General features: G+C 55.6%; 16 protein-coding genes and 1 pseudogene. 7 read left to right on the top strand and 10 right to left on the bottom strand.

Annotated features, from left to right (window positions below; genetic code table 11):
- Positions 1-216 precede the first annotated feature (216 nt).
- Positions 217-1017 (top strand): class I SAM-dependent methyltransferase, encoded by an 801-nt coding sequence (locus tag CLG94_RS10260; protein WP_107563253.1) that lies wholly within the window; start codon positions 217-219, stop codon positions 1015-1017.
- Positions 1018-1039: 22 nt separating this feature from the next.
- Here the strand turns inward: CLG94_RS10260 and CLG94_RS10255 are convergent, their stop codons facing one another.
- Positions 1040-3034, bottom strand: coding sequence for an HD domain-containing phosphohydrolase (locus CLG94_RS10255; RefSeq protein ID WP_239993211.1), 1995 nt, complete (start codon positions 3032-3034; stop codon positions 1040-1042).
- A 143-nt stretch (positions 3035-3177) separates the two neighbouring features.
- Positions 3178-3402 (bottom strand): hypothetical protein, encoded by a 225-nt coding sequence (locus tag CLG94_RS10250; RefSeq protein ID WP_107563251.1) that lies wholly within the window; start codon positions 3400-3402, stop codon positions 3178-3180.
- A 290-nt stretch (positions 3403-3692) separates the two neighbouring features.
- Here CLG94_RS10250 and CLG94_RS13335 point away from each other — a divergent pair, with 290 nt between their 5' ends.
- On the top strand, positions 3693-3854 hold the full coding sequence (locus CLG94_RS13335; RefSeq protein ID WP_161954137.1) for a hypothetical protein: 162 nt from the start codon (positions 3693-3695) through the stop codon (positions 3852-3854).
- A gap of 324 nt (positions 3855-4178) precedes the next feature.
- Here the strand turns inward: CLG94_RS13335 and CLG94_RS10245 are convergent, their stop codons facing one another.
- A complete protein-coding gene (locus CLG94_RS10245; RefSeq protein WP_107563249.1) occupies positions 4179-5363 on the bottom strand; it encodes a diguanylate cyclase in 1185 nt (394 codons plus the stop codon).
- A 569-nt stretch (positions 5364-5932) separates the two neighbouring features.
- A complete protein-coding gene (locus CLG94_RS13050) occupies positions 5933-6118 on the bottom strand; it encodes a hypothetical protein (RefSeq protein ID WP_133174696.1) in 186 nt (61 codons plus the stop codon).
- A 77-nt stretch (positions 6119-6195) separates the two neighbouring features.
- Between CLG94_RS13050 and CLG94_RS10240 the strand changes: the two genes are divergently transcribed.
- Positions 6196-6564, top strand: coding sequence for an endonuclease domain-containing protein (locus tag CLG94_RS10240; RefSeq protein WP_107563268.1), 369 nt, complete (start codon positions 6196-6198; stop codon positions 6562-6564).
- A gap of 104 nt (positions 6565-6668) precedes the next feature.
- The gene (locus tag CLG94_RS13330; protein ID WP_161954136.1) at positions 6669-6842 is read left to right on the top strand and encodes a hypothetical protein; all 174 of its coding nucleotides are present in this window, start codon (positions 6669-6671) and stop codon (positions 6840-6842) included.
- A 132-nt stretch (positions 6843-6974) separates the two neighbouring features.
- Here the strand turns inward: CLG94_RS13330 and queF are convergent, their stop codons facing one another.
- The 5 genes from queF to CLG94_RS10215 all read right to left on the bottom strand — a co-directional run bounded on the left by queF (position 6975) and on the right by CLG94_RS10215 (position 13358).
- Positions 6975-7331, bottom strand: coding sequence for a preQ(1) synthase (queF, locus tag CLG94_RS10235; RefSeq protein ID WP_107563247.1), 357 nt, complete (start codon positions 7329-7331; stop codon positions 6975-6977).
- A 221-nt stretch (positions 7332-7552) separates the two neighbouring features.
- Positions 7553-7834, bottom strand: a complete 282-nt coding sequence (locus CLG94_RS10230; protein WP_107563245.1) for a transcriptional regulator — start codon at positions 7832-7834, stop codon at positions 7553-7555.
- A 33-nt stretch (positions 7835-7867) separates the two neighbouring features.
- Positions 7868-11281 (bottom strand): efflux RND transporter permease subunit, encoded by a 3414-nt coding sequence (locus CLG94_RS10225; protein WP_107563243.1) that lies wholly within the window; start codon positions 11279-11281, stop codon positions 7868-7870.
- Between the two features lie 251 nt (positions 11282-11532).
- Complete coding sequence (locus CLG94_RS10220; protein WP_107563241.1) at positions 11533-12759, bottom strand: efflux RND transporter periplasmic adaptor subunit; 1227 nt, start codon at positions 12757-12759, stop codon at positions 11533-11535.
- Positions 12756-13358: a TetR/AcrR family transcriptional regulator gene (locus CLG94_RS10215; RefSeq protein ID WP_107563239.1), complete on the bottom strand. Its 603-nt coding sequence runs from the start codon at positions 13356-13358 to the stop codon at positions 12756-12758. Before CLG94_RS10215 ends, CLG94_RS10220 begins: the two co-directional genes overlap by 4 nt.
- Positions 13359-13775: 417 nt before the next feature.
- Here CLG94_RS10215 and glgP point away from each other — a divergent pair, with 417 nt between their 5' ends.
- The 3 genes from glgP (at position 13776) to CLG94_RS10200 (ending at position 19701) form a co-directional block, all read left to right on the top strand.
- Positions 13776-15479, top strand: coding sequence for an alpha-glucan family phosphorylase (gene glgP / locus CLG94_RS10210; RefSeq protein ID WP_107563237.1), 1704 nt, complete (start codon positions 13776-13778; stop codon positions 15477-15479).
- Between the two features lie 258 nt (positions 15480-15737).
- Positions 15738-16946: an 8-amino-7-oxononanoate synthase gene (gene bioF, locus CLG94_RS10205; RefSeq protein ID WP_239993210.1), complete on the top strand. Its 1209-nt coding sequence runs from the start codon at positions 15738-15740 to the stop codon at positions 16944-16946.
- Between the two features lie 37 nt (positions 16947-16983).
- Positions 16984-19701 carry a UPF0182 family membrane protein gene (locus CLG94_RS10200; protein ID WP_239993209.1) on the top strand — a complete coding sequence of 906 codons (2718 nt, stop codon included), beginning with the start codon at positions 16984-16986 and terminating at the stop codon, positions 19699-19701.
- Between the two features lie 160 nt (positions 19702-19861).
- Here CLG94_RS10200 and CLG94_RS13650 read toward each other — a convergent pair.
- A pseudogene (locus CLG94_RS13650) lies at positions 19862-20192 on the bottom strand (hypothetical protein); the annotation flags it as partial.

Below are 20192 nucleotides of genomic sequence, written 5' to 3'. Positions count from 1 at the left end.
CTCTGATCAGGGTTGATTGTTTTATTTGATAAGGCATTGCTTTTGATGGCTTTAAGTGTAGTAAGGCTGTTTTTAGTTGTCAATAGTTATTTTACATGGTATTATTTTGTATAGATATTGTACATCGAAAAGCAGGGGATGGTAAGTAGTGATATAATCACAAAAATATTTCCGGTATCGATCTAAACCACCTGAGAGCATAAAGGATGGGGGGTTATGGAATACTTAATGGAAAATGAAGAAGAGGCTTTCCGTCTGGATATTAAAACAAATAGTAGAGTTGTTGAGCAGCAAGCTCTTTGGGCTGGTATTAAGCCAGGTATGCACGTTGCTGATATGTGCTGTGGTTCAGGAAAAGTAACTTCTATATTACATAAATTAGTTCAACCTGGTGGAGTGGCAATCGGATTCGATGGTTCAGAAAAGAGAATTGAATATGCTAAAGAACGCTATAACGATAAAGGGATAACATTTAGGCGTAGAGATATACGAAAGTCCCTTGGCGGTGAGGAGATGTTTGACTTTGTCTGGATGCGTTTTGCTTTAGAGTATTACCTTTCTAGCAGTTTTGACATCGTTAAAAATGTAACTAAGCTTATAAAGCCAGGTGGTATTTTGTGCCTGGTTGATTTAGACCATAATTGTTTAAGCCATTTTGGCATTTCACCAAGGCTGGAAAGAACCATTTTTGCCGTTATAAAATATTTAGAGGAAAATGCAGACTTCGATCCGTATGTAGGGAGAAAACTTTATTCTTTCCTGTATGATCTTGGCTATCAGGATATAAACATGGATGTTACCGCTCATCACCTGATATTTGGGGAATTAAACGACATTGATGCCTACAACTGGACAAAGAAGTTTGAAGTTATCTCAAAGAAGGTAAATTTCAATTTTGAAGAATATGATGGAGGATACGAAGAGTTTTTAGGGGAATTTAATAGATTTTTTATCGATCCGAGAAGATTTACTTACACGCCAGTAATTTGTTGCAGGGGACGTAAGCCTGTTGCTTGATTTAAATCTGTCAACTATTTGATTAAGTCTTTAACCTCCCGTTATAATATCTAATAAAAGCATCAACAATATTTTTGTCATAACTTTTTCCTACCTCCTCATTGAGTAGTTGAAACGCTACATCGATGGGCATCGGGTCCCTGTAATGACGTTTTGCTGTTATAGCTTCGAAAAAGTCAGCTACACCAATTATCCTAGCACCCAGAGGAATATCTTCTCCCTTCTGTCCCTTTGGGTAACCACTGCCATCAATTTTTTCATGGTGTGATCCCGCAATATTAGGAATCTCCCCATAAACGCCTTCAAAGTGTACCCGTTCCAATATTTTCTTGGTTTTGTCCGCATGAGTTTCTATTGCCTTACGCTCTTCTGGATCCAGTTTGCCTGGTTTCATTAAGATAGAATCTTTAATACCTATCTTGCCATAATCATGCAGTGATGAGGCAATACGAATGATTTCTCGGTCTTCCTTCGGTATGTCTAATTCGTGACATATTCCCATGGCGTATTCTGTAACCTTTTCGGAATGACCTGCTGTCAGTGGGTCTCGAGCATCAATGCTAGCCGCTAAGACGTGTATTATCGATTCAAATTGTCGTTCTTTGGCTTCCAGGAGTAAGCAGTTATGAATGCTCATCCCAATTTCAGGCGCAACGCCCATAAGCAAACTAATATCACTCTGGACCAACGGTTTTTTTGTCTTTGTATTGTCTACGGCAAGAATTCCCAGGGACTCTCCTTCGTAGATTATTGGACAACAGATAAAGGATAATGCCCCCATTTTTTTTGCAAATTCCAGGCTGTGAGATGAAAGGTGGGCCTCTATCTCTTGTAAATCATTTATTAAAAATGGTTTCTTTTCACGAAAAGAGACAACAAACAGCCCCTTTGACTCAGTCATATTTAAGTGAAACTGAGTGTTCTTCAAAACGTTTAATTGCTCGGGAGTATAACCAAAACCTGCGCGGAATAATAACAGGGACTTGTCTTCATTTGTTAAAAGAATCACGCCACGATCATAACAAAGGCGGACCTCCAAGACTTTCATAGCATTAGATAAAATGATATCGATGTCCATTTGTTTGCTAAGAGATAGTGCAATTTCACTTAGCATTAGGGAATTGTTATAATTTACGTCAACCTGTTCCATGAGCTCATCGGACGAAACCTTGAGGTTGTCTATGGCTGTATTTAATTCCTTTTTTTCGATAATTGCAGCATAGAGAGTTAATGAAAGAACAACAAAAACAGAAAATGGTACAATTGTTATCAGCGTAGACAAAGAATACATGAAAGAAGCACCGAGACTTACGGCGAGAAAAAACAGGGCAGCATAATTTCTGATTTTTTTACAGAAGGAGAAATACGATTGTTTCCATGAAATAATATAATGACAAACTTTCCCACCCTTGAAGACACATTCAGGATGTCTGATTTCAGGGAGACTATAGTTAAATGCTAAGGCAATGGCTTCAAAATACCCGATTCTGTTATCACATTGAAATTGTTTTTCGTGGACGCCTTTTAGCGGCGTGACAGTAATTTCAATTCCATTAGAGGTTTTTATTTTTGATTCATAAATTGACGATTTGGCCAATTTAGGGGCATATTTTCCTATTAGTTGATAAGCTTTTGCAGGGCCAACAAACCCCAACATATACTGTCTCATTACTCCCAGGGACTCGGATGATGCCGCGTATCTTCCAGCTTCCCTTGCTATGTTTTTATTTTTAGTTAGCTTTTCCAGCCTTTCATAAAACAGGTCTATCTGTTTCTGAGTAAACCAGTGGCCTTCGTCTATAACCTGATATGACTCAATCTTTGCGTAGCTTAATAATTCACTGATATTTACGTAATCATATTTTTGTTTAACAAACTTTATATAGGTATCTATTACCCTACTATTATATAGAGGGTTATCGACGGTCAATTTCATTTCCTCCTGTAAAAGCTCAGAGGCATAACCTCTACCCGCCCGCTCGGTCAACCCGCCCGCGATGGCGTCCTTGGTCGCCATGATCAGCGCCTCCCGCACTCCGCTATGGAGGTAGATGCCATCGAGGAACCCTTCCAACCCGAGCGCTCGCTTTTTTTGCGCAGGGTGTACTCCACGGTCAACTCGGCCAGAGTATTCTCCGTTTGCGCCAGCTCTGCCGCGAGTTAGGCATATTCTCTGTCCGCCTGGGGATCTGCCCCAGGCCTTCGGCGGCTCCCATTGAGCGCCGTAAGGGCTGCCAGCTCCACCAACATCTCGATCCGCCGGAGGTCGTTCAGGTGGAGCCAATACCGCCGCAGGATCTCTCCCGCGTTGGCGTTCTTCCAGCACATCTCTATGTATACCTCCAGCTTCCGCGTTGCCGTCATTCGCTTCTTGCCTTCAACCATGCCTCTTGCCTCCTCTCAACTGGGTCTTTATTCTACCCCTATTGAGCGGACATTCTCAAGCTAACCTGACCTTTGATTTGATTTTTATGATTGTGGTGTATTGATAATGTATTACATTTGCTGGCTAGGGTATAGTAAGGCTGTTTGTTTCTATCAGTAATCATTGTGCAATGATATTATACATCTAATCGCAGTATATTACGATGATTTTTGCTAAGATAGATGTATATGACTGCTCTTTTAAGTAATAAGCTCATCTTGTGGTCTAATCACCCGGTAAGAGGGCATTTATGAGCGCCATGCAGACAGGCCTCTCCTGCACGCCTGTGTTTCACGATGCGTCACGACTGCATGTCTTCATCCCGGGTGTAGTCGGGGTCGCCGTAGAGAGTCTCCACATGCGTGTGAAGCTTTCGATCGACAGCGGTGTAGTCCCGGATGGCGGGGCGTGAGCGTGTGGTGGCGGTCTTACGCTTGCCAGCCAAAGTCCCAGAGGAGTGAGGAGAACCCGGATCACCGACGGGTCCTTGATGACGCCTCCCCGCGGCAAGCTGATGGGTATCCAACGGCGCTGGCCGCATACCTTCAGGGCAGACGGATGAGTTGCATACGAAGCCAGGAGTACACCTTCTGCCATATCGAGATCACACGGACGCGGCAAGCCGCGGGGTATCGACCCTTAACGAAATGAACGCATCAGTTAATTAAATATACAATGAGAAAAGTGGTTAGAAAAAAGCAGAGGACGCACTGCGGTTGTTGGCCGCGCATGTAGCTCAAAAATCTGGAATGGAAGCTTCGCCTCCAGGTAAAGCCTTTTTAAAATTTTCCACCTGCTCGGCTTTCAGATCGTGAAACTGCAGGCCATATTCGTAGCGGTTCGACTCCAGTTTTCGGATCCAGGCGACCTTCCCGACAACGATGACGCCCTGAAGCTCGGGGAGCTTGATGTGGAGCAATAATTTGTCGTCCAGGGAAAACACTTGCGCCATTTCAAATCTGACGCCGCCGAGTGAGACGTCCTGAGCGTAAGCCTCGTGAATCTCAGGGGTGGTGAAGGTCTGCTCCAGCGGCTGGTAGCTGATCTGCCAGGTTTGGGGATGGCGTTTGCCATGGCGACGTTCCTGGGAACTTTTGACGATGCAATCTTTTCCGGAAAACTTGGCTTGATAAAGCGAGACATCGGCACCCTTGAGCAAGGTCACCGCCTCGCTGCCATCGGCGGGAAAGGTGGCGATCCCGCCACTGAAGGTGATGTGATGGCGATACAAAAAATCGTTTTCTGCCAAGGCGGCCCGCACCCGCTCCCCGTAGTGAAGCGCGCCGCTCGCGGTGGTGCCCGGCAGCAAGACGATAAACTCTTCGCCCCCGTAGCGGCAGACGGTATCTTCTTCCCGGCTGAGCTGTTTCAGCACTGCGGCGAGATCCTTGAGCACCTTATCCCCGAAGAGGTGGCCGTGCACGTCGTTGACCTGTTTGAAATTATCCAGGTCGATCATCAGTAACGAGAAATCTGTTTGCCAGCGCGCGGAGCGCTTGATTTCCTTTTCCAGGGCGATATCGAAATAGCGGCGGTTGAAGAGATTGGTGAGGTGGTCTTGCATGGCCATAAAGGTGGCCTGCTGGAACAGATGGATTTCGACGAGGATCGGGTTCTGGAGGAGCTGATTACTATTGAGAAAGTAGTCAAACATCGCCACCCGCAGCCCCACCTTGCGCCGCAGTACCTCATGAAAGTAGTTGTAATTATCGAGTATGCTCACCCAGTGGCGCTGGGCCTCGGCTTCATCAAAGTCCAAGTGGACGAAGAGCGCCAGAAGCCGGGAATAGAGGCAGCCATCGACGCGCTGGAGGAAAATTTCGTTGATCTGCTCAGTGAGGAATTTCCGGTTGAGCGAGTCCTCTGACACTAGCGAGATGACGCGATCTTTGAAAGCTTCGAACTCGGTTAAATTCTCCATAAAGACTAAGCTTCCTGCGGGTGCGCGTTTAACGAAAGGGGTGGCGGTCGCCCCTATCAAGCGGGCAGCCTGGTGAGCGTAACATTGTTTGTTTGTTTGTTTGATTTATTTATTTTGATAAGGCATTGCTTTCGATGGCTGGAAGTATAGGAAGGCTGTTGTTGCTTGTCAACAGATATTGTGCATCGAAAAACAGGGGCTGGCGATGCGGTTGGGTAAGGAAGGTGGATCGGGGACCGCTCTTTTGAGAAATCAGCTCATCTTGTGGTCGAGTCACCCGGCAAGAGGGCATTTGTGAGCACAATACAGACAGACCTCTCCTGCACGCCTTTGTTTCACAATGCGTTATGGCTGTCTGTCTTCATCCCAGGTGTAGTCGGGGTCGCCGTAGATAGTCTCAGCGTGTGTTTGAAGTTGGAGATCGCAAGCGGCGTATTCCCAGATTGGTGTGGCGTGAGCTTTTGGTGGTGGTCTTGTGCTTGCCGGCCAGAGTCCCAGATGATTGAGGAGGTCCCGGATCACCGACGGGTCCTCGATGACACTGATGATCCGCATCGTCCCCTGACATTTCAGTTCAGATGCAGCTTGTTGGCCACGTCCTGCAGGGTGGAGGCCCGGCAGCGTCGTCCCACAAAGAAGGCAAACCGCTTCGTGTAAAAGGTCAAGCCTTCTCCTTTTTCGTATTCGTAGAACAGACCACTTTTTCGCATCACCTCAAACCCAGTAAACCCTTGTCCGGAGCCCACCTTCGACAATTCATTAGGCTCTTGGCAGGAAGGTGTTGGTGGATGTGTCCCTTCCCCCCTGCGAGGGGGAAGGTGAGGATGGGGGGGTGAGCAGAAGGGCTCGCGTTCTCAGGAAGGATCCTCCGGATGCCGAAAGGGCTCTGTGGCGTCGCATCCGGCTACGGCAGATTGACGGGTATCGTTTTCGGCGGCAGCACCCGATGGGCCCGTACATTGTGGATTTCGCCTGTTTGGAACGCAAACTGATCGTTGAAGTGGATGGAGGGCAGCATGCGGCACAGCTCAACTACGATACGGAACGGACCGGCTGGTTGCAGAGCCATGGATATCGTGTCGTTCGGTTTTGGGACCACGATCTGTTACGCCATCCCGTTTCGGTCGTGGAGGAGATCCGACAAGTCTTGACCCCCCACCTCAATCCTCCCCCTCAAGGGGGGAGGAGGTCCAAACTGTAACCCACACTTTCCTGCCATGTGCCATTTATTACCTGATTTTTACCCACTCACTCGGGAGAAGACCCGTAAAACTGGAGGGTGGTCTCCCTGCGATCAGCCGCCCTATGCCTGAAGCGTGTGAGGAGGTTGCCCCCCGCAAAATCGCCCAGGCTGTCGGAGCTGCCCGAGAAGGGGGGGAGGAGGGAGGGAAGCGTGAGCGTCTGGCCGAAATCGCCCTTATAGAGGTCGCCCTGAACTGTCACCGTATCGCGGGTGGAAGGCTCCCAGTCAAGCCGTAAGCCGCCCCGGTATGCCCTCCAATCATCGGCGGCCTCCCGGCCCGGTGGCGGTCACCAGGTTGTCGCGATTAGAATACTTGAAGTAGCCCGGATAGAAGAGATCCTCCCCTACCCGTCCACCGTAGCGCGTCCCTACGACTGCTGATGCGTGACGGTAATGATGGTGTGGATACCGCCGCGGACGTAGAAGTCGGCGACCAGCTTCATGAAGCGGGGCCGGCAAGCCTTGACGAGGTCATCCAGGATCCGGTTCGTGACCGCCTCATGAAAGTGGCCCTCGTTCCGGAAGGACCAGAGGTAGAGTTTGAACGATTTTAACTCGATGCACGACTGGTCAGGAACATAGGTGAGCGTCAGGATCGCGAAGTCAGGCTGGCCGGTCTTCGGGCAGAGGCAGGTAAACTCAGGGCAGGTCATCTGGATCTCGTAATCGCGCCCAGGCTCAGGGTTGGGAAAGATCTCGATCTCTTTTGACGGTTGCGTGGACATGACGTCTGTTCTCCCTTAGTCTTACTTTCTTGCGAGGCTGAATGAACTACCCCGCAGTAAGCTGCAGGGTATCGTCTTCTGTTCTGGCCCGTCATTCCGTGCTTGACACGGAATCCAGTCGGGTCACTCTGGATACCGGCTTCCGCCGGTATGACGAACTCGTGGTAAGCCGCGGGGAATGAACCCCCAGTGGATTCAAAGCGACGTTACGGTACATCTCATCAGACGATCTGGAATCGTTGGGAGCGAAGGTGTTCGTTTTTGCACATTGGGCACCGGGAAGGATCGTTGTACTTCGCCCGGTCCTTGAAGCGATAGCCGCACACCTCGCAGGTTGGGGGATGGATCTGGAGGCGAGAGGGCCTTGGGACAGAGCGGGCGATATGCTCGAGGTCATCGATGATCACCTTTTTTGACACCACGAAGTTCATGGCCAGCTCGTCCAACGTCCACTCGCCCTCCCGGAGCATCGTCATGATCTCCTGCCGCCGCGTCAGTTCCATCTTCCGCCCTCGCCTAAAGCTTCACCGTGTGCCCTACCCTGACCCGTCCCGTTGCCCCCTCACCTTTATCCTCTCCCCCACGGGGGAGAGGAGGTTATGGTTGAGTCCCCTCTCCTCTCTGGGGAGAGGGTCGGGGTGAGGGGAGAGGCCAGGAGCAGGCTTCGCCCGCAACCATGCCCACAGGCGAACCTCATATAACCACGAGACGATCCGAAGCCCGCGGAGATCGTCGAAGTACGAGTAGACGACCGGAGTCACCAGTAGCGTTATTAAGAGGCAGAGGGTCTGGCCGCCGACCACGGCGGTGGCGAGTGAGGCCCTGGAGGCGGAGCCGTCGCCCTTGCCTAAGGCGACCGGCAACATTCCAGCAATGATGGCGAGCGTCGTCATGAGGATCGGCCGAAGCCGCGCCCGGTCGGCCTCCAGTTGCGCCTCGTATCGGGGCTTGCCGCGCGCGCGGAGCACATTCGTAAAGTCCACCTGGAGGATGGCATTCTTCTTAACGACTCCCATGAGAAGGAACAACCCCATGACGCTATAGATATTCAGGGTCTGACCTGCGGCCAGGAGGCTTACAAGACCGAAGGGAATCGACAGAAACATCGAAACCATGATGGTGATCGGGTGGATGAAACTCTCGAACTGGGCTGCGAGGACGATGTAGATGAACATGATGGAGAGGACAAACGCGATCGCGAAGTTGTAGAACGCCTCGGCCATCAACTTGCCGCGGCCAAGGTACGCGGTCGAGTAGCCGGGAGACATCCCTACCGCTTTGATGGCCGCATCGGCCTGGGCGGTCGCCTCCCCCAGCACCATTTGGTGGAGGTTCGCCTGGACCGTGATCTGTCGCTCCTGGGCATAGCGATCGATCTGTGCCGGCGCCCGTCCTGGATTCAGGCTGACGACATTGTTCAGCTTGACCAGCCGGTTGGCAGCGGCCGGCACCGTCAGGGCCGATATGGCGGACGCATCCTTTCGGTAGTCGTCCTTAAGCCGCAGGCGGACGTCGTACTGCTCGCCTCCCTCCCGGTAGAAACCGACCTTCTCCCCACCCACCATCGTCCGGAGAGCGAGCGCGACATCCTCCGCCCTGATCCCCAGGTCCGATGCCTTCTGCCGATCGATCCGGACCTGCACCTCAGGCCGCCGCTGGGCCTGGCTGGTGTCCACATCCACGAACCCAGGGATGGCAGTGAGGCGCTTGATGAGGGCCTGGGCGTAGCCATCTAGCTGCTGCAAATCCGGGCCACGAAGCACGAGATTGAATGGGGTCTGCTTAAAGCCGCCCCCCGAGATCAGGCTGATCTGTTGCGCGCTGATTCTCAGGTCGGGGTAGGCCCTGAACATCTGTCGGACCTCCTGCATGATCGCCTGCTGCGAACGTGTCCGCGCCCTCAGGTGCGTGAGCCCCACATAGATCGAGGCGTCGGTGATGTTGGCGCGGTCCTTCCCTCGCACCCCGATACTGGTGAACAGATGCTCCACCTCCGGGATGGTCTTTAGATCGGCCTCAAGCCGCCGAAGGATCCCGTCGCTCCGGTCGAGTGAGGAGCCGGGCGGCGTCTCAACGATAACCTCGAATTCGCTCATGTCGTCATCGACTACGAAATCCAGCTTCATCTGCCTGCCGATGAGGACGGTTGAGAGCAACAGTGAACCGGCCAGCAGCAGGACAATAGCCCGGTGATTCAGGCACCAGACGAGGAGCCCGTCGTAATTGCGCTCTAGAAAGGCATAGACGTGCGTCGCCTTGGATCCCTGATCGTGCTGTCGGTGTCCGCCATGGCCTTGGCCGAGGTCCTCTGATGGTTCGACTGGGCTCATCACAGGCTTCAGCATCCGAGCGGAGAGCATCGGAGTCAGGGTGAACGCCACGAGTAGCGAGACGAGGATGGCGAAGGTGGCCGTCAGACCAAAGCTGTTCCAGAACCGTCCGACGAGCCCCCCCATGAAGGCAACAGGGAGAAAGATAACCACTAGCGAGAGGGTCGTAGCCATAACCGCCAGGACAATCTCTTTGGCGCCGGTCACCGCCGCCTCCATCGGAAGACGCCTTTCCTCCTCGATGTGGCGGAAGATATTCTCCAGCACAATGATGGCGTCGTCGATGACGATCCCGGTGGAGAGGGAGAGGCCAAGCATGGTGAGATTGTTCAGGGTAAAGCCCGCCACCCGCATGATGGTAAAGGTAGCGATGATCGAGACCGGGATCGAGATCGCGGCGATGAAAGCGGGCCGAAGGCGCGGGATGAAGAGGAAGAGGACCAGGGTCACAGCGATCGACCAGAGCACAACGACGCGCAACAGCTCCGGATCGCCATGGAAGAACGCCAGGGTGAGGCCTCCAAGCAGCGCCCCCAGGACGACCTGCTCCCGCCGCACGAGGCGCCCGATGAAGAAGGCCACGATGAGGCTGGCCAGCAGCCCGCCCAGCATCAGGTGCTCCTCCACTTCCGCGATCGAGCGCTTGATGAACCGCGATACATCGCGCACCACCTGGAACTCCACATCAGGCGGCAGGTTGGCTTTGATCTCTTGCAGCTTCGCCTTGACCCGATCGACCACGGCCACGGTGTTGGTCCCGGACTGCTTCTGGACCAGGAGGGAAACGGCGCTCTTGCCGTCAAGGCGAGAAAGGGTGCGCGGTTCCTCTTCGCCGTCCAGCGCGGAGCCGATGTCTCGAATCCGGACGGGGGCGCCCTTGTAATCCGCCACGATCAGGTCGCTCCAGTCGGCTGCCCGCTCGATCCGCCCCAGCGTCCGGAGCCCCTGCTCCCGCGTCTGCCAGGTGATGTTACCTCCAGGGACCTCAACGTTCTGGCGCTGGACAGCCGTCTTGACCTGTTGGATCGAGAGGTTGTAGGCCTCGAGGCGGTGGGGCTCCACGACAAGCTGGATCTCTCGCTTCCGGTCGCCGACGAGGGTGACCGCCCCGATGTCCTTGACGGTTTCGAGCTGCCGCTTGATCTTCTTGTCGGCAAGCTCCGTAATCTCGCGGGCCGAGCGCTTGCCGGAGACGACAATCGCCATGATTGGAGCAGAGTCGGGGTCGAACTTCTCGATAGCCGGGGCCTCGGTGCCATGGGGAAACGCCGAGACGACCGTTCCCACCTTCTCCCGAACGTCGTTAGCCGCCTCGTCGATCTTACGCTCCAGGACAAACGTCACGAAAACCTGGGACTGCCCCTCGAGGGTGGTGGATCGCAACTCATCGATCCCGTTGATCGTGTTTACGGCTTCCTCGATCCGCTTCGTGATATTGCTCTCGATCTCCTCCGGGCTCGCCCCTGGGAGTCTCGTCGTGATGGTGACGGTGGGCATATCCACCTTGGGGAAGACATCGAGCCCCAAATCCCGGAAGGACGCCAGCCCCATGACGACAAGGGAGACGATCAGCATCGTGGCAAAGACAGGCCGCTTGACGCAGATTTCAATTAAGGACATGGGCTACCAGTTCAAGGTTCAAAGTTCAACGTTCGAGGTTCAAAGTTCAAAGTTCAATGTGCAAGGTTCAAGGTTCAAGGTTTGAGGTTGCGATCAGCACCGTACTTTCCACTCCGCACTCCCTAACCCTCCCTTTGTAGGGGCAGGCCTTGTGCCTGCCCAGATTGGGCGACCACTAGGGTCGCCCCTACGCCGAAGAGGGTGGGGGACTTTCGCAATGACACTGGAGAAGTATTCATCGCTTCGTCTTGTTATTTATTGCCGACCACCTGAACCCTCGCGCCGTCGAACAGTTGACTCAAATGCGAGGTGGCTACCTGCTCTCCTGGTTGAAGTCCCTCGACGATCTCTACCAGCCCATCCTGGCGTTCGCCAACCGTGATCTGTCGCTCTTGGGCGACACCGTCCTTGACCACGAACGCCTTGGTGATCCCTACGAAGTAATAGACGGCTTCCTCCGGGACGAAGGGAATGCCGCGGTCAACCCTAATCTGGATCCGCGCCTTGGCGAAGGATCCCGGCTTCAACAATCCCTTGTGGTTTGGCACCCGTGCCTCGATCGGAAATGTCCGGGTGTCGGTGAAAACGGCCGGGCCGACCCGCTTCGCAGTCCCGATGAATTCGCGGCCCAGGTAGGCCTCGACCTGGACCTTCACCTCCTGGCCCGGCCGGATCTGTCCTTGGAACCGCTCCGGCACCGACGCCTTTAGCTTCAAGGGATCGTCACGGACGAGGATCAGCAGCTTGGTATTCTGCATGGTGCCGCCGGCAATATACTGGCCGGTGGACACGTTGCGTTCTTTGATGGAGCCATCGATGGGAGCCCGGATCACCGTGTACTGGAGGTTCCGACGGGCCAGATCCAGCGCCGCCTGCTGCTCCCTGAGCTGATCGGCAAGCGCCCTCACCTGACTGATGGCGCCGTCGAACGCCGCCTTCAAGGCGTGAGACTTCGCCAAGGCGGTATCCAGATCGTTCCGGGAGACAGCGCCTTCCTTATACAGGCTCTGCATCCGCTCATACCACAGGGCGGCGTCATCAGAGTTGGCCCTTGCCTGACGAACAACCGGCTGCTGATCGTCAGGCAGGATATCCCTGCCGTCCAGCGCACCGAGCCTCGTTCGCGTTTGGCGGAGGATCGCCTCGGCCTTGCCGACCTGCAACTGCAAGTCCGCCTGGTCGAGTTGAAGCAGCGGCTGCCCTGCCATCACCCGGTCCCCCAGGTCAACCAGGATCCGCTCCACAGACCCTGACACCTGGCCGTAGACCGTCACCTCGTCGTCCGCTTCCAGGGTGCCGACAACATCTACGCGCCGCTGCACTTCCCTCGCCTCGACGGGGGCCACGGTAATCGCGATGCTCTGCTCCTTCGCCACGGTCGGGGCGCCTTTGGCCGCCTGCTCCCGCGAACAGCCCAAAAGGGGCAGCAGCAGAAACAGCGAGAACTCAAAGTATCGATGAAGGAAGTAGCGTCTCATCGCGCGATCCCCTTCAGAAAGACGGATACGAAAAGCTCCACCACCTCTTCCGGCGAGGAGCGGCGAGGGCGTTTCACCCCGAACAGCTTATGGATCAGCAGGTAATGGACAATCATTCCGATGAAACCACGCGCGGCGACCAGCGCGTCCATCGACCGGAATCGCCCCTCCTTGATCCGTCTACGAATATAGCGGCTGAGAAACTGATGCAGCCTTTTGACTCGGGATTCGAAGAAGATCTCGGACAGCTCGTGCCCTTCGAGCGCGCTGAAAAGGAGGAGCCGCATGAGGCTCGGATCCTGCACCGTCTGCTCGATCATCTTCAGACCCACCGCCCGCAGGACGCCGGCGTCATCTTTCCCTTGTGCGGCTGTTGCTGCGCTCGCCAGCAGCTCCTCTGTCGCGGACTTCGCCTCGATGATCGCAGAATACAGCTCACGCTTGGTCGCGAAGTGCCTGTAGATCATCGCCTCGCTGATGCCGGCGGCCTCTGCAATCTCGCGCGTCCTGGTCCCCCTGAATCCCTTCCGCGAGAACAGCTCCACCGCCGCCTCGACAATCTGCTGTCGGCGCTTATCGGCACTCAGGCGCTCTTTCATCTTGGCTCCTTGGAAAACAGCTGTCAGCCCTCAGCGCTCAGCCGTCAGCTTCGGAGAAATCCCCCCCTTTACAAAAGGGGGGTTAGGGGGGATTAAAGTAAGCACTTACATACTTACGCGATCCACTAAATATGTCAACCCCTTTGCGCTTCCCTGCGGTTATCCCTTCCCCCCTTGCGGGGGAAGGTGAGGATGGGGGGGGTAGAAGGTTCGGGTTGAGGCGAGAGGACTCCTCCTTCAGCCTATCTTCCTGCGCAGTCACGTGATTAGTGCAAATATACCTACCGATATGATAATTGTGATAGCATTAACCAGCTTGATGGCCTGGCACAATTGCCGGATCTCGATCCTTCGAATGGGAGGCGATGTTCTTCCCGCGTCGTGCCCTTGGGTGGTGCGGAGAGGATCAATAAATCCATGAATGTTGAGAGACGTCGGACGCGAACAATCGCTTACTTCTCTATGGAGATAGCGCTCGAAAGCCCTCTGCCCACGTACAGTGGCGGGCTTGGCGTGTTGGCGGGCGATATGCTGCGTAGCGCTGCCGACTTGGGGCTGTTTATGGTCGGCGTGACCCTGCTGCATCGAAAGGGCTACTTCTCTCAACGGCTCGATAAAGAGGGGCGCCAATCCGAGGATCCGATGCCATGGCGCGTAGACGAATTCCTCCACCTCACGGATGGCACGTGCCAGGTGGAGGTCGAGGGACGACAGGTCACCGTACGCGCATGGCGATACCTGATCACCGGGGCGTCAGGCGCCGTTATTCCTGTGTTACTGCTGGATACTGATCTGCCCGGCAACGATCCCTATGACCGCACGCTGACCGACCACCTGTATGGCGGTGACCAGCGGTATCGCCTGTGTCAGGAGGTCATTCTAGGGGTGGGCGGCGTGCGCATACTGCGGGCATTGGGTTACACCCTGATCTTCAGGTTCCACATGAACGAAGGTCATGCCGCCCTACTGGCCCTGGAGCTATTTACCGAGGCGTTCAAGCAGATGCCGCAGCGGCGGCAGGACGCCATCGATCTGGTGAAGCGCCTCTGCGTCTTCACCACTCACACGCCGATCCCCGCCGGCCACGATCAGTTTTCCCTCGATCTGGCCCAACGCGTCTTGAGCCCGGACCAGTGGGAAGCGCTGCAGGCTCTCGGCTGTTGCAACGGCTCGCTCAACATGACATTTGTGGCACTCCAATTGAGCAACTACGTGAACGGTGTGACCAAACGGCACAGTGAGGTGTCACGTGCCTTGTTTCCGAACCTCGCCATCGGTTCCATCACCAACGGCGTGCATTCTGCCACATGGACCGCCCCGCCATTTCGCGCCCTGTATGATCGGTATACCCCGGATTGGCGAGAGGACAGCTTCTTCCTGCGGTACGCCCTTGGCATTCCTCTCGACGCCATTCGGCAGGCCCATGACGAGGCAAAGCAATCGCTGATTACGGAGATCAACAGATCGGCAAACGCGGCCTTTTGTCGGCACGCCTTCACCATAGGCTTCGCAAGGAGGGCAACGTCCTACAAGCGCCCGGATCTCCTTTTTTACGATCCGGATCGGCTAAGGCAGATTGCAGCCCGGTACGGCCCGTTGCAGGTGATCTTTTCCGGAAAAGCACATCCCAAGGATGAAGAGGGAAAGGATTTGATTCAACGGATATTTCGCTGGGCGAAGGAGTTGGCACCAGACGTCAAGGTCGCCTACTTGTCTAATTACAATATGGAGCTGGGACTGTTGCTCACCTCCGGCACGGACCTATGGCTCAATACACCACAGCCACCGTATGAAGCATCCGGCACCAGCGGGATGAAGGCGGCACACAACGGGGTGCCGAGCCTCAGCGTTCTCGACGGCTGGTGGCTGGAAGTACCTGTAGAGGGGGTAACGGGCTGGGCTATCGGTTCCCGAGACAGCGGGACAGTATTCGAGAGGCGGGATGATAAAGACGCAGAGGAACTCTACTGCAAGCTGGAGGAAAAGATCCTGCCTCTCTACTATGGCGATCCCCTCCGATGGGCGGAGTTGATGCGATTTACTGTCGCGCTCAACGCCTCTTTCTTCAATACACAGAGGATGGTCCAGGAGTACGTCACGCACGCCTACCGAGATCGGTAGCCGACAGGCGCCGCCTGCCGCCGGTTTCGGTTGCTCGCCTGGCATTGCTTCCTCTATAATGCCCTAGACGTAACTACTCAGGTAGATAGGCTGAAGGCTGAAGCCTTTTAGGGGTAAGTCATGCGTGATCATACAAAACTCCGAAAAGGTCTTGAATGGCTCGATTCGTGCCTTGCGAGATAATTTAGAACCTTCAGCCTTCAGTCTAAACACCTGAGTAGTTACCCCCAGACAATGATCTCCGCTGAGGGAACGAAGATGCCACTAACCCGTGATGATCCACGTCTGCACGAAGATATGGTTCAGTCGCTTCAGCGTGAGCTGGACGGCCTGAAGGTCGAGGGCCTGTACCGATCGCTCCGACTGGTTGACGGTCCACAGGGCCCACGAATTCATATAGACGGCAAAGAGGCGATCCACTTCGCCGGAAGCGACTATCTTGGCCTGGCCTGTCACCCGCGCCTCACGCAGGCTGCCTGTCAGGCCACCATGCGGTACGGCTGCGGCGCTGCGGCGGCTCGTCTGATCTCTGGCAACCACGATCTCTATCCTCAAGTAGAGGAACGGCTTGCCCGCTTCAAACAGGCCGAGGCTGCCCTCCTGTTCAGCACCGGGTATCAGGCTAACTTGGGCGTGATCTCCGCCCTGATGGGCTTCCAGGACGTGGTGTTCAGCGACGCGCTGAACCATGCGAGCATCGTTGACGGCTGTCGGCTCTCGCGAGCCAAGGTCATGATCTTCCCGCACAACGACCTCGCCGCCCTGGAGGACCTCCTGAGGGAAGAGACCTCCGCCGGGCGACGGCTCATCGTGGTCGACGGCCTCTATAGCATGGACGGGGACGTGGCGCCCTTGAGGGAGATCGTCGAGCTGGCGAAACGCTACGGCTGCGTGACGATGGTGGACGACTCCCATGGCATCGGCGTGCTGGGCGAGACCGGGCGTGGGACCGCTGAGGCGGCAGGCGTGCTGGGCCGGATCGACATCGAGACCGGAAGTCTCGCCAAAGCGCTGGGCGGCTTTGGCGCCTATGTCGTAGGCAACCGCACGGTCATCGAGTACCTGATCAACCGGGCCAGACCCTTCATCTTCACCTGCGCACTGCCGCCTGCGGTACTGGCAACCGTACTCGAGGCGCTCACCATCGTGGAGCAAGAACCTGAGCGGAGACAACAACTGTGGGACAACACCCGGCACATGAGGGTGGGTCTGCGCGAGATTGGGTTTGAGGTGAGCCCACGCGGGACCCAGATCATCCCCCTGATGGTAGGAGGGTCTGAGCGTGTCATGCGCTTGTCTCAGGAGCTCCTGGACTGCGGCGTCTTTGCCCAGGGGATCCGTTACCCTTCCGTCCCACGTGGAACCGAACGGATCCGACTCACTGTGACAGCCTCGCACAGCAAGGCAGATCTGGACGCCGCACTGACAGCACTGGCCGAGGCGGGGCGGGCCCTCCAACTCATCTAGATTTCCTTCCGAAAGGAAGCAGCAGAATGCGGGAGCAATGATGGCGCAGCGCAGTGGAAGCTCTTCAGATCTCAAGGGTAGGCAGATCGCTCTTCTGCTGATCTTACTGGTCGTCTTTGCGGTTGGAAGTCAGACGGTTCCACTCTACTCCGACTGGCTCTGGTTCCAGGAGGTGAAGCTCACCAACGTCTTCCTCACGATGCTCACGACACAACTGACGCTCGCTGTCATATTCGGCCTGACCTTTGCGGTCCTGCTTTACGTCAACCTGTACCTGGCCAGCCGATTTACCACCACCGATGTCCTCCTCGAGGTGGAGGATCGGTTCGGGCTCCCCAGCCGCCTGATGATCGAACCGTACTTCCGATCGCTCTTGATCCCCGTCGTCCTCGGGCTCGGAGTCCTTTCGGCATTCCGGGCGTCCGCCACGTGGGAGCGTTACATTCGTTTTGCGAACGCGTCACCCTTTGGAATTCAGGATCCGATCTTTCAGACTGACGTCGGCTTCTATGTCTTTCAACTGCCTTTCCTCTCCTTCCTGTACGGTTGGCTGATCACCTCAGTCATCCTGATCCTCCTGCTGACCGCCGTAACCTATCTCCTCTTCCGGGGCATACAGATCACGACTCGGGGGCCCATCATTGCCCGTCTGGCGAGGACGCACCTGCTTGTGCTCGGCGCATTGCTGTTCCTGATCAAGGCCGTTGGCTTCCGGCTCGACACCTACCATCTCCTCTACTCCCCTCGCGGAATGGTCTTCGGCGCCGGCTATAGCGACATCAACGCTAACCTTCCGGCCCTTAATTTTCTGACGATCCTGGCCATCTTTGTCGCCGTCCTCTGCCTGGCTCAAATCTTCCAGCGCGGCTGGAGGTTGGTCCTGGTCGGCCTCGGCCTGCTGGTCGTCTGCAGCGTCATCGGCCTGGGACTCTATCCCGGCTTTATCCAGCGCTTCCGCGTCGTTCCGAATGAGATCGTTGCCGAGAGTCCCTACATCACCCACAACATCCACTTCACCCGCCAGGCTTACGGACTCGACCGGATCGACGAGCAAGAGTTTCCCGCTGAGGAAACCCTGACCCGGGAGGATCTGCGACGTAACGATCTTACGATCAAGAACATCCGGCTCTGGGACCACCGTCCACTGCTGACGACGTATGGCCAGCTCCAGGAGATCCGGACCTACTATAAGTTCCTGAACGTGGACAACGACCGATACCAGATCGACGGCGAGTACCGACAGGTGATGCTCTCGGCCAGAGAGATGTCGCATCAACATCTTCCCGGCCGGAGCTGGATCAATGAGCACCTGATCTTTACCCACGGCTACGGGGCGGTCCTCGGGCCCGTGAACCGGATTACTCCGGAAGGGCTACCGGAGTTTCTGATAAAGGATATCCCGCCTGTCTCAACCACGCCGCTCAAGATCACGCGCCCGGAGATCTACTTCAGCGAGGCCGCCAACGACTACGTCATCGTCAAGACGCAAGCCCAGGAGCTGGATTACCCCTCGGGCGACAAGAACGTCTATAGCACGTACACCGGTGAGGGGGGTGTGCCTCTCACGTCCTTCGGACGAAAACTACTCTTCGCCAGCCGCTTCGGGACGCTCAAGATCCTCCTCTCGCAAGATCTGACATCGGACAGCAGGATCATGTATCACCGACAGATCTCCGAGCGGGTCAAGAAGGCGGCGCCCTTTTTAGCCTTCGACCAGGACCCCTATCTGGTCATCGCTCGAGACGGCCGCCTGTTCTGGATCATCGACGCCTACACCGTCTCGGATATGTACCCGTACTCCGAACCGATCCGTGGCGTAGGCAACTATATCCGTAACTCGGTCAAGGCAGTGGTGGACGCCTACAACGGGAACCTCAGCTTCTACCTGGCCGATCCCACCGATCCCGTGATTACGGCCTACGACCGAGCCTTCCCTGGACTGTTTAAACCGCTCGAGGCGATGCCGGACGATCTGAAGGCCCATATTCGCTATCCTCAAGGGATGTTCAACATCCAGGCCAAGCTCTACAGCACCTACCATATGCAGGATCCCCAGGTCTTTTACAACAAGGAAGATCTCTGGAGCATCCCCGCTGATATGGAGCCATACTATACCATCATGCGGCTTCCAGGCGAGACGAAGGAGGAGTTCGCTCTCCTCTTGCCGTTCACGCCCAATAAGAAAGACAACATGATTGCCTGGCTCGCGGCCCGCAGCGACCCGCCGCACTACGGCAAGCTGACCGCCTTCAACTTCCCCAAGGCAAAGATGGTCTACGGCCCGCGACAGATCAACGCCCGTATCGACCAGGATTCTTTTATCTCGCAGCAGCTCTCGCTCTGGAGCCAACGCGGCTCCACCGTGATACGAGGCAGCATGCTGGCCATCCCTATCGAGCGGTCGCTGCTCTACGTCCAGCCGCTCTACCTGGCGGCCGAAAAGGGGTCACTGCCGGAGCTGAAGCGGATCATCGTCGCCCATGGCAACCAGATCGCCATGGAAGAGAGCCTCGACGCCGCCATGGCCCGAATCTTTAGCGGCGCGGCGAGGGGGCCAGTCGCGGGAAAGATTCCGTCGGGCGCAGTCGCACTCCCAGAGATGGACGGCTCCCTCAAGATGCTGGCGAGCCGCGCCTACGACCATTACACGCGAGCGCAAGAACTCCTTCGGCAGGGCAACTTCGCCGGCTACGGCGAAGAGGTCGCCCGTCTGGAGTCAGCGCTGAAAGAGCTCCGCGCCCGCGCCGGTCGGTAGGGGCACGTTGCACGTGCCCATCCATGTGCGTTGCACGTGCCCCTCCCTGTGCGTTGCCACGTGCCCCTGTACGTTGCCACGTGCCCCTACGTCGCCCGCCCTCATCGCCCCATCCAACGATTCCAGCCAAACGGGGCAGCCTGTCCGACCACGAAATCCGTCAGATGCGCCATGGGGCACGTGGCAACGTACCCCTACAAGCCGCCACCGCATTGGGATTTTCACGATCCATCGCCCATTGCAGCGGATTATCTGCAATGTATTGTCGGATGCGGTTCAATGATTTTTCGCTGCGGACCATGTGCTCGTAATAATTGCGTTGCCAGACGGCAATACTGGGGGTACCGCGGTGTTCATTGATTTGTCGTTTTGACAACGCAAAAGGGACCCACCGTGATAAAGCAAAAGGAACCCACCTCTGTTCAGTGATAGTCGGGCCTGTGGGAAGCATGGGAAAGCCGGAGGCTTTTCCATGCTGCGGTCGAAATCCG

The organism is Candidatus Methylomirabilis limnetica (genome assembly GCF_003044035.1).
Taxonomy (GTDB): Bacteria; Methylomirabilota; Methylomirabilia; order Methylomirabilales; family Methylomirabilaceae; genus Methylomirabilis; species Methylomirabilis limnetica.
The sequence above is the reverse complement of the archived record's forward strand: the minus strand, read 5'-3'. Positions and strand labels throughout refer to the sequence as shown.

Excerpts from the sequence above, each read along its gene's own strand:
- CLG94_RS10215 (WP_107563239.1), bottom strand. The coding sequence starts at position 13,358 with ATGAAAGAGCGCCTGAGTGCCGATAAGCGCCGACAGCAGATTGTCGAG.
- glgP (WP_107563237.1), top strand. The coding sequence starts at position 13,776 with ATGAATGTTGAGAGACGTCGGACGCGAACAATCGCTTACTTCTCTATG.
- CLG94_RS10255 (WP_239993211.1), bottom strand. The coding sequence starts at position 3,034 with ATGGCGACCAAGGACGCCATCGCGGGCGGGTTGACCGAGCGGGCGGGT.
- CLG94_RS10245 (WP_107563249.1), bottom strand. The coding sequence starts at position 5,363 with ATGGAGAATTTAACCGAGTTCGAAGCTTTCAAAGATCGCGTCATCTCG.
- CLG94_RS10220 (WP_107563241.1), bottom strand. The coding sequence starts at position 12,759 with ATGAGACGCTACTTCCTTCATCGATACTTTGAGTTCTCGCTGTTTCTG.
- CLG94_RS13330 (WP_161954136.1), top strand. The coding sequence starts at position 6,669 with ATGCCTGAAGCGTGTGAGGAGGTTGCCCCCCGCAAAATCGCCCAGGCT.
- CLG94_RS10250 (WP_107563251.1), bottom strand. The coding sequence starts at position 3,402 with ATGGTTGAAGGCAAGAAGCGAATGACGGCAACGCGGAAGCTGGAGGTA.
- bioF (WP_239993210.1), top strand. The coding sequence starts at position 15,738 with ATGCCACTAACCCGTGATGATCCACGTCTGCACGAAGATATGGTTCAG.
- CLG94_RS10200 (WP_239993209.1), top strand. The coding sequence starts at position 16,984 with ATGATGGCGCAGCGCAGTGGAAGCTCTTCAGATCTCAAGGGTAGGCAG.
- CLG94_RS13335 (WP_161954137.1), top strand. The coding sequence starts at position 3,693 with ATGAGCGCCATGCAGACAGGCCTCTCCTGCACGCCTGTGTTTCACGAT.
- CLG94_RS10225 (WP_107563243.1), bottom strand. The coding sequence starts at position 11,281 with ATGTCCTTAATTGAAATCTGCGTCAAGCGGCCTGTCTTTGCCACGATG.
- queF (WP_107563247.1), bottom strand. The coding sequence starts at position 7,331 with ATGTCCACGCAACCGTCAAAAGAGATCGAGATCTTTCCCAACCCTGAG.
- CLG94_RS10260 (WP_107563253.1), top strand. The coding sequence starts at position 217 with ATGGAATACTTAATGGAAAATGAAGAAGAGGCTTTCCGTCTGGATATT.
- CLG94_RS10230 (WP_107563245.1), bottom strand. The coding sequence starts at position 7,834 with ATGGAACTGACGCGGCGGCAGGAGATCATGACGATGCTCCGGGAGGGC.